This window comes from Kitasatospora sp. NPDC056651 (assembly GCF_042792155.1).
Classification (GTDB): domain Bacteria; phylum Actinomycetota; class Actinomycetes; order Streptomycetales; family Streptomycetaceae; genus Kitasatospora.
Window position 1 is genome coordinate 73,718 of sequence record NZ_JBHTWX010000025.1, and the last position, 6,470, is coordinate 80,187.

The 6,470-nt window shown below is 72.3% G+C and carries 5 protein-coding genes and 2 tRNA genes; 2 read left to right on the top strand and 5 right to left on the bottom strand.

Going from position 1 to position 6,470, the window contains the following annotated elements; translation table 11 throughout:
• Nucleotides 1-57 precede the first annotated feature (57 nt).
• From thrS to ACFRAR_RS13010, 3 genes are all read right to left on the bottom strand, one after another.
• On the bottom strand, nt 58-2,037 hold the full coding sequence (thrS, locus tag ACFRAR_RS13000) for a threonine--tRNA ligase (protein WP_380697772.1): 1,980 nt from the start codon (nt 2,035-2,037) through the stop codon (nt 58-60).
• Nucleotides 2,038-2,125: 88 nt separating this feature from the next.
• Nucleotides 2,126-3,289: a hypothetical protein gene (locus ACFRAR_RS13005; RefSeq protein WP_380697774.1), complete on the bottom strand. Its 1,164-nt coding sequence runs from the start codon at nt 3,287-3,289 to the stop codon at nt 2,126-2,128.
• Nucleotides 3,290-3,321: 32 nt separating this feature from the next.
• Nucleotides 3,322-3,876 carry a DUF4365 domain-containing protein gene (locus tag ACFRAR_RS13010; protein WP_380697776.1) on the bottom strand — a complete coding sequence of 185 codons (555 nt, stop codon included), beginning with the start codon at nt 3,874-3,876 and terminating at the stop codon, nt 3,322-3,324.
• Nucleotides 3,877-4,042: 166 nt separating this feature from the next.
• On the opposite strand from ACFRAR_RS13010, the gene ACFRAR_RS13015 reads away from it, so the two are divergent.
• Nucleotides 4,043-4,810 carry an exonuclease domain-containing protein gene (locus ACFRAR_RS13015; RefSeq protein ID WP_380697778.1) on the top strand — a complete coding sequence of 256 codons (768 nt, stop codon included), beginning with the start codon at nt 4,043-4,045 and terminating at the stop codon, nt 4,808-4,810.
• An 81-nt stretch (nt 4,811-4,891) separates the two neighbouring features.
• Here ACFRAR_RS13015 and ACFRAR_RS13020 read toward each other — a convergent pair.
• Together ACFRAR_RS13020 and ACFRAR_RS13025 are read right to left on the bottom strand one after the other, a co-directional pair.
• A tRNA-Val gene (locus ACFRAR_RS13020) sits at nt 4,892-4,963 on the bottom strand.
• A gap of 210 nt (nt 4,964-5,173) precedes the next feature.
• A tRNA-Val gene (locus tag ACFRAR_RS13025) sits at nt 5,174-5,245 on the bottom strand.
• A 622-nt stretch (nt 5,246-5,867) separates the two neighbouring features.
• Between ACFRAR_RS13025 and ACFRAR_RS13030 the strand changes: the two genes are divergently transcribed.
• Nucleotides 5,868-6,281 (top strand): SsgA family sporulation/cell division regulator, encoded by a 414-nt coding sequence (locus ACFRAR_RS13030; RefSeq protein ID WP_030056266.1) that lies wholly within the window; start codon nt 5,868-5,870, stop codon nt 6,279-6,281.
• Nucleotides 6,282-6,470 lie beyond the last annotated feature (189 nt).

The following is a 6,470-nucleotide window of genomic DNA, read 5'->3' on the forward strand; positions in this document are numbered from 1 at the left end:
CCGCGCGGGGCAGACTCTTCGAGAGCCTGCCCCGCGCGTGACGGTCCTGCTACCGGATCACACCTGGACCCGGTTCTTCACCGCGTCCACGATCTCGGCGACGGCCTCGGCCACCGGAACGCCGTTCTTCTGCTCGCCGTTGCGGTAGCGGAACGACACCGCGCCCGCCTCGACGTCGTCGTTGCCCGCGATCAACATGTACGGGGTCTTGGCTCGCTGAGCGTTCCGGATCTTCTTCTGCATCCGGTCGTCCGAGGTGTCCACCTCGACCCGGATCCCGTGCTTCTTCAGCTCGGCCGCGACCTCCAGCAGGTACGGCACGTGCTCGTCGGTGATCGGGATGCCGGTCACGGTGACCGGGGCCAGCCACGGCGGCATGGCGCCGGCGTAGTGCTCCAGCAGCACCGCGAAGAACCGCTCGATCGAACCGAACAGCGCCCGGTGGATCATGACCGGCCGCTGGCGCGAGCCGTCCGCCGCCGTGTACTCCAGGTCGAAGCGCTCGGGCAGGTTGAAGTCCAGCTGAATCGTCGACATCTGCCAGGTGCGGCCGATGGCGTCCTTCGCCTGCACCGAGATCTTCGGGCCGTAGAAGGCCGCGCCGCCCGGGTCCGGCACCAGCGGCAGGCCCTGCTTCTCGGCCACGCTCGCCAGGACGCGGGTGGCCTCCTCCCAGGTCTCGTCCGAGCCGACGTACTTGACCGGGTCCTTGGTCGACAGCTCCAGGTAGAAGTCGGTCAGACCGTAGTCACGGAGGAGGTTGAGCACGAAGGTCAGCGTGGAGTCGAGCTCCTCCGCCATCTGCTCGCGGGTGCAGTAGATGTGCGCGTCGTCCTGCGTGAAGCCGCGGGCCCGGGTCAGGCCGTGGACCACGCCGGACTTCTCGTAGCGGTACACCGTCCCGAACTCGAAGAGGCGCAGCGGCAGTTCACGGTACGAGCGGCCGCGCGCGTCGAAGATCAGGTTGTGCATCGGGCAGTTCATCGGCTTGAGGTAGTAGTCCACGCCCTCGTCGAGCTGCATGGGCGGGTACATGCCGTCCGCGTACCAGTCCAGGTGGCCGCTCTTCTCGAAGAGCTTCCCCTTGGTGGCGTGCGGGGTGTAGACGAACTCGTAGCCCTCCTCCTCGTGCCGCTTGCGCGAGTAGTCCTCCATGGCGCGGCGGATGATGCCGCCCTTGGGGTGGAAGACGGCGAGGCCGGAGCCGATCTCCTCGGGGATGGAGAAGAGGTCGAGCTCGTTGCCGAGCTTGCGGTGGTCGCGCTTCTCGGCCTCGACCAGGAAGTCCAGGTGGGCCTTGAGCTCGTCCTTGCTCGGCCAGGCGGTGCCGTAGATGCGCTGCAGCATCGGGTTCTTCTCGCTGCCGCGCCAGTAGGCGGCCGCGTTGCGCATCAGCTTGAACGCCGGGATGTGCCGGGTGCTGGGCAGGTGCGGGCCGCGGCAGAGGTCGCCCCAGCACTGCTCGCCGGTCTTGGCGTCCAGGTTGTCGTAGATGGTGAGCTCGCCGGCGCCGACCTCGACGTCCGCGCCCTCGCCGGCGGTGGCGGCGGAGCCCTTGAGGCCGATCAGCTCCAGCTTGTACGGCTCGGCGGACAGCTCCTCGCGGGCGGACTCGTCGGTGACCACGCGGCGGGAGAACTTCTGCCCGCGCTTGATGATCTCCTGCATCTTCTTCTCGATGGCCTTGAGGTCATCGGGGTGGAAGGGCTTCTCGACGTCGAAGTCGTAGTAGAAGCCGTCCTTGACCGGCGGGCCGATGCCGAGCTTGGCCTCCGGGTAGAGCTGCTGCACGGCCTGGGCCATGACGTGAGCGGTGGAGTGGCGCAGGATGTCCAGGCCGTCCTTGCTGTCGATCGCGACCGGCTCGACCTCCTCGCCGTCCTGGAGGACGTGGGCGAGGTCCTTGAGCTGGCCGCCGACGCGGGCGGCGATGATCGAGCGGTCGTCGGCGAAGAGCTCGGCGGCCGTGGTGCCCGTCGTCACCACGCGCTCTTCCCGATCGGGTTCGCGGCTGATGATTACCCGGACGTCCGTCACCGGTCTCTCCTGACGTGCTGGATTTCAGAGGACGCAACACTGCGCTGCGCGTGACGATGGTACCGAGAGCGCCGCCCCTACCGTCCACCTACGCCCCTTCTCCCCCTCTCTCCGCCTTCTCCCCGAGCGCTTTCAGCAGCCGTTCGCGGTCGCCTTCCTCCCAGCCGCAGAGTTCCAGTCCGTGCGGGCGGCTCAGCCGGCGGAAGCCGCCCTGCCGGTCCAGCCGGCCGGAGACCCGGACCGGCAGGCCCGCGAGGTGGGCCTCGGCGGCGAGCCGGTAGTCGGGGTCGGGCAGGCGGAGCTTGAGCTCGCGGACCTCCGCGCCGGTCAGCACCCGCAGCCGGACCGAGCCCGGTCCGGACGGGTCGGCGCGCTTGAGCCGGGTGACCACGCCGATCACGGTGACGGCGACGGCGGGCTCGCCGCGTTCCAGCAGGTCGGCGGCCTCCGCCAGGGCGGGCAGGTCGCCGGGGGAGAAGTCGAGGTCGATCCGGCGGTCCCCGAAGCCGCCCGGTGTCCCGGCGGCGGGCGACCAGGCGACGCTGAGCCGGGCGGCCGTCGCATCGCGCACCAGCTCCTCGACGGACCGGACGAGTTCCCGGCTGACCCCGGCCTGGACGGCGTTCCCGAAGGCCTCGGGCCCCTCGCTGATCCGGCGGTAGTCGACCGCGTCGCGCAGTGCCTCCAGGGCGCGGACCAGCGTGGTGACGGCGGCGCGGCCCTCGGGGGCGGGGGTGTACGCGGTGAGGGCGGCGCCCTGTTCGACCAGCAGGACGCGGTCCAGGAGGTCGCCGGCGAGGCCGTCCAGCCGGGCGCCGAAGTAGCCGGACCTGGTCCGGGCGGCCTTGGCGCCGGCCGCGAGCATCCCGCGCGCCGCCTGCCGGAGCCGTTCGGCCTCGTCCCAGGAGGCGGCCCCGGGCGGGCCGGAGGTCTCGCGGTGCCAGCGCAGCTCGTCGCCGGGGACGGCGAGGGCGAGCAGGATGGAACGGGCGGAGGGCGTGCGGGAGCGGGAGAGCGCGGTGACGGCGTCGGTGAGGAGTTCGACGGCGTCGTCGAAGCCGCCCCCGGCCGGGACGAGCAGGCTGGTGCCGGGTTCGTCGTCGGGCGGGGTCCAGCGGCCGTACCGGGCGGCCGGGCCGCCGCGGCGGATCCAGCCGTGCCGGGCGAGCAGGGTGGCCAGCACGTCCGGGTCGACGGCGGCCGGGTCGGGCAGGGGGCGGGCCGGTTCGTCCGGTCCGTGCGGCGGTGTCATGGGTCCGGTTCCTCCCTGCCGGGGCCGGGCCGTCACGGGCTGCCGCCCGCGCCGACCCGGGCCATGATGTCGCAGAGCGCGCGGTCGTCGAAGACCTTGCCGGTGGGCACCCGGACGTTGGTGCGCCGCTGCCCGGTGACCGGGTGGCCGGCCAGGTTGACCCAGTAGCAGCAGTGCCGCAGCTCCAGGGCGTCCGGGCGGGCCCGCAGCCAGTGGTCGACCCGGCGCGGCAGCAGCATCACGACCAGGAGTCGCGGCACGGCGACCCGGGGCCGGGCGAGCTTGCGCAGGTGGTCGTTGTCCAGGGTGAAGCTGAAGAACGGCCCCGCCGGGTCGGGCGCGACCTGCTGGGTGGCCTTGAGCTGGATCTTGACGGTGACCTCGTCGTCCACCCGGTGCTCCCGGGAGCCGTGGCTGACGTGCCAGTCGATGCCGTTGTCCGGGAACGGCTGGGAGAGCGAGCAGCCGGCCGCGGCGGCGACCGCGTGCAGATAGCCGACCTGCAGGGTCTCCATGCAGGCGGTGACCGCGAGGTTCCCCCGCAGGACGGCCGCCGCCTCCTCGGGTTGCGGCTGGGTCAGTGCCATCGCCCCGTGGCCTCCCCCGGTTCCGGGCCCGCCGCGCCGCGGCCGGGCCGGTCGATTCGAACGGGACAGTCATGGGCAGGATCCCCGGTCGGGCTTGGGCCAAACGGGTTGAAGCGGCGTCAGAACCGGGTATCACCCGGGCGCAACGCTCGTTTGAGGGGCAGTCATGCAGCAGCACTGGTACACGGGCCCGCTCGCCTCCTTCGACACCGAGACGACCGGCGTGGACGTGGAGAACGACCGGATCGTCTCGGCCGCCCTGGTCGTCCAGCTGGCGCCGGGCGCACCGACGCGGACCACCACCTGGCTCGCCGATCCTGGTGTGCCGATCCCGGACGGCGCCCGCGCGGTGCACGGCATCACCGACGAGCGGGTGCGCGCCCACGGCCGCCCGGCCGGCACGGTGGTGGCGGAGGTCGCCAGCGCGCTGGCCGCCGAGGCGAGGGCCGGGCACCCGGTGGTGGTGATGAACGCGCCGTACGATCTGACGCTGCTGGACCGGGAGTTGCGCCGGCATCACGGGCTGACGCTGGCCGCCGGGCCGGCGGCGGACGGGCTGGTGGTGCTGGATCCGCGGGTGCTGGACAAGCACGTGGACCGCTACCGCAAGGGCCGCCGGACGCTGACCGACCTGTGCGCCCACTACGGCGTGGAGCTGGCCGGGGCGCACGAGGCGGCGGCGGACGCGACGGCGGCGCTGGCGCTGACCCGGCGGATAGGTGCCCGCTACCCGGCGGCGCTCGGCGGGCTGACGGCGCTGGAGCTGCACCTTCGACAGGCGGTCTGGCACGCCGCGCAGGCGCGCGGGCTGCAGAGCTGGTTCGACCGCTCGGGGACGCCGGAGCGGGTGGACCTGTCCTGGCCGCTCCGGCCGGCCCGGTGCGGTTGCGGGCGCCGGCTGGAGCCGGGGCACGGTTGCGAGGCGGCGGCGTAGCGGGGTGGCCCGGCGTTCCGGACCCCGAACGCGCCGCAGGCCCTGACCGGTTTCCTGGTCAGGGCCTGCGTGCTGTCCGGGTGGGCGATACTGGGATCGAACCAGTGACCCCTTCGGTGTGAACGAAGTGCTCTCCCGCTGAGCTAATCGCCCGGGCAACGAGATGAACTCTAGCACCATTCAGGGCCGGTCGTACAACTCGGCCGTTCGGGAGCGACACCGACGCCTTCGCAGAACTCGCGCTCCGCGCGGAAGGTGACTGTGCCTCAGCCGATTACCGACGGCCCTTCAGGCTGATTCCGGAAATACATGTGAGGCCCAGTCGATAATCGACTGGGCCTCACATATCACAATGCATTCCGGTGGGCGATACTGGGATCGAACCAGTGACCCCTTCGGTGTGAACGAAGTGCTCTCCCGCTGAGCTAATCGCCCGGGTGCAGAGAAAACATTACCGCATCCCGGGGGGTGCTCCGACCACCCTCCCGGCCGGCGCCCCCGTCACCCGGGCAGCTCAGCCGCCGTCCGGCACCGTCCGGTCGACGGCGGCGGGCACCGGGAAGTGGGGTCGCCGCGGGCCGGGGCCGGGCCCGCCCGGGCCGTGATCTCCCCAGGACGGGGACCCGGGCCGCCGGGACCGTCCGCGGCCGGGCGGCGACGACGACACGATCGGTCCGGGCGCGGCGCCGGCGAGGCGGCCGGGAGGATCACCGCCACGCCGGGCCCGGCGTGGCGCCCGCGGGCGGGGCCGGGGCCGAGGCCTGCGGGCCGATCACCCGACCGCCGTCAACGGACGCGTCAGCCGCCACGTCGGATTCACCCGTTCCCGTGTTCCCGGCCGTCTTGTCGTTTCGCACAGTCACGCCGGGAAACTAACCAAGAAGCGCCCGGGTAATGCCGGGCCGGCCACCGCGAGGCGATTCCGCAATGCGCCGTAAGGGGTACGACTCGCGCCCGAATCGGGACAGAGGGGTTTACATCGGTCTTGGGGGTGGGATGGTCCGTTCGCCGACGTGCGATTCCCCGAGCGCACACTGAGCGAAAGGCCATGGCGCTTATGAACACCACGGTCAGCTGCGAGCTGCACCTGCGCCTCATCGTGTCCAGCGAGTCCTCACTGCCCGTCCCCGCGGGCCTGCGCTACGACACCGCCGACCCCTACGCCGTGCACGCCACGTTCCACACGGGCGCCGACGAGACCGTGGAGTGGGTGTTCGCCCGAGATCTCCTCGCGGAGGGGCTGCACCGACCCACCGGTACCGGCGACGTCCGGGTGTGGCCGTCCCGCAGCCACGGACAAGGGGTGGTCTGCATCGCCCTGAGCTCTCCGGAAGGAGAAGCCCTGCTGGAGGCCCCGGCCCGGGCGCTTGAGTCGTTCCTCAAGCGGACGGACGCCGCGGTGCCCCCCGGCACCGAACACCGTCACTTCGACCTCGACCGGGAGCTGTCCCACATCCTCGCCGAAAGCTGATCCCGACCGGAGGCGGTCACGCCCCGCCGACGGCGGGGCCCAACCCCCTGCCGTCATCGCAGCCGTCCTACTCGGGGGCACGGCAGCGGACTCAGCCGCGCACGGCGCGGTCTCGGGGCCGGTGGGCGGTCCGTTCCCACCGGAGCGGGTCCACAGCGCCGCAGGCGCCCGGCACCGAGGCCGGCCACC

Excerpts from the sequence above, each read along its gene's own strand:
- ACFRAR_RS13005 (WP_380697774.1), bottom strand. The coding sequence starts at position 3,289 with ATGACACCGCCGCACGGACCGGACGAACCGGCCCGCCCCCTGCCCGAC.
- ACFRAR_RS13010 (WP_380697776.1), bottom strand. The coding sequence starts at position 3,876 with ATGGCACTGACCCAGCCGCAACCCGAGGAGGCGGCGGCCGTCCTGCGG.
- ACFRAR_RS13015 (WP_380697778.1), top strand. The coding sequence starts at position 4,043 with ATGCAGCAGCACTGGTACACGGGCCCGCTCGCCTCCTTCGACACCGAG.
- ACFRAR_RS13030 (WP_030056266.1), top strand. The coding sequence starts at position 5,868 with ATGAACACCACGGTCAGCTGCGAGCTGCACCTGCGCCTCATCGTGTCC.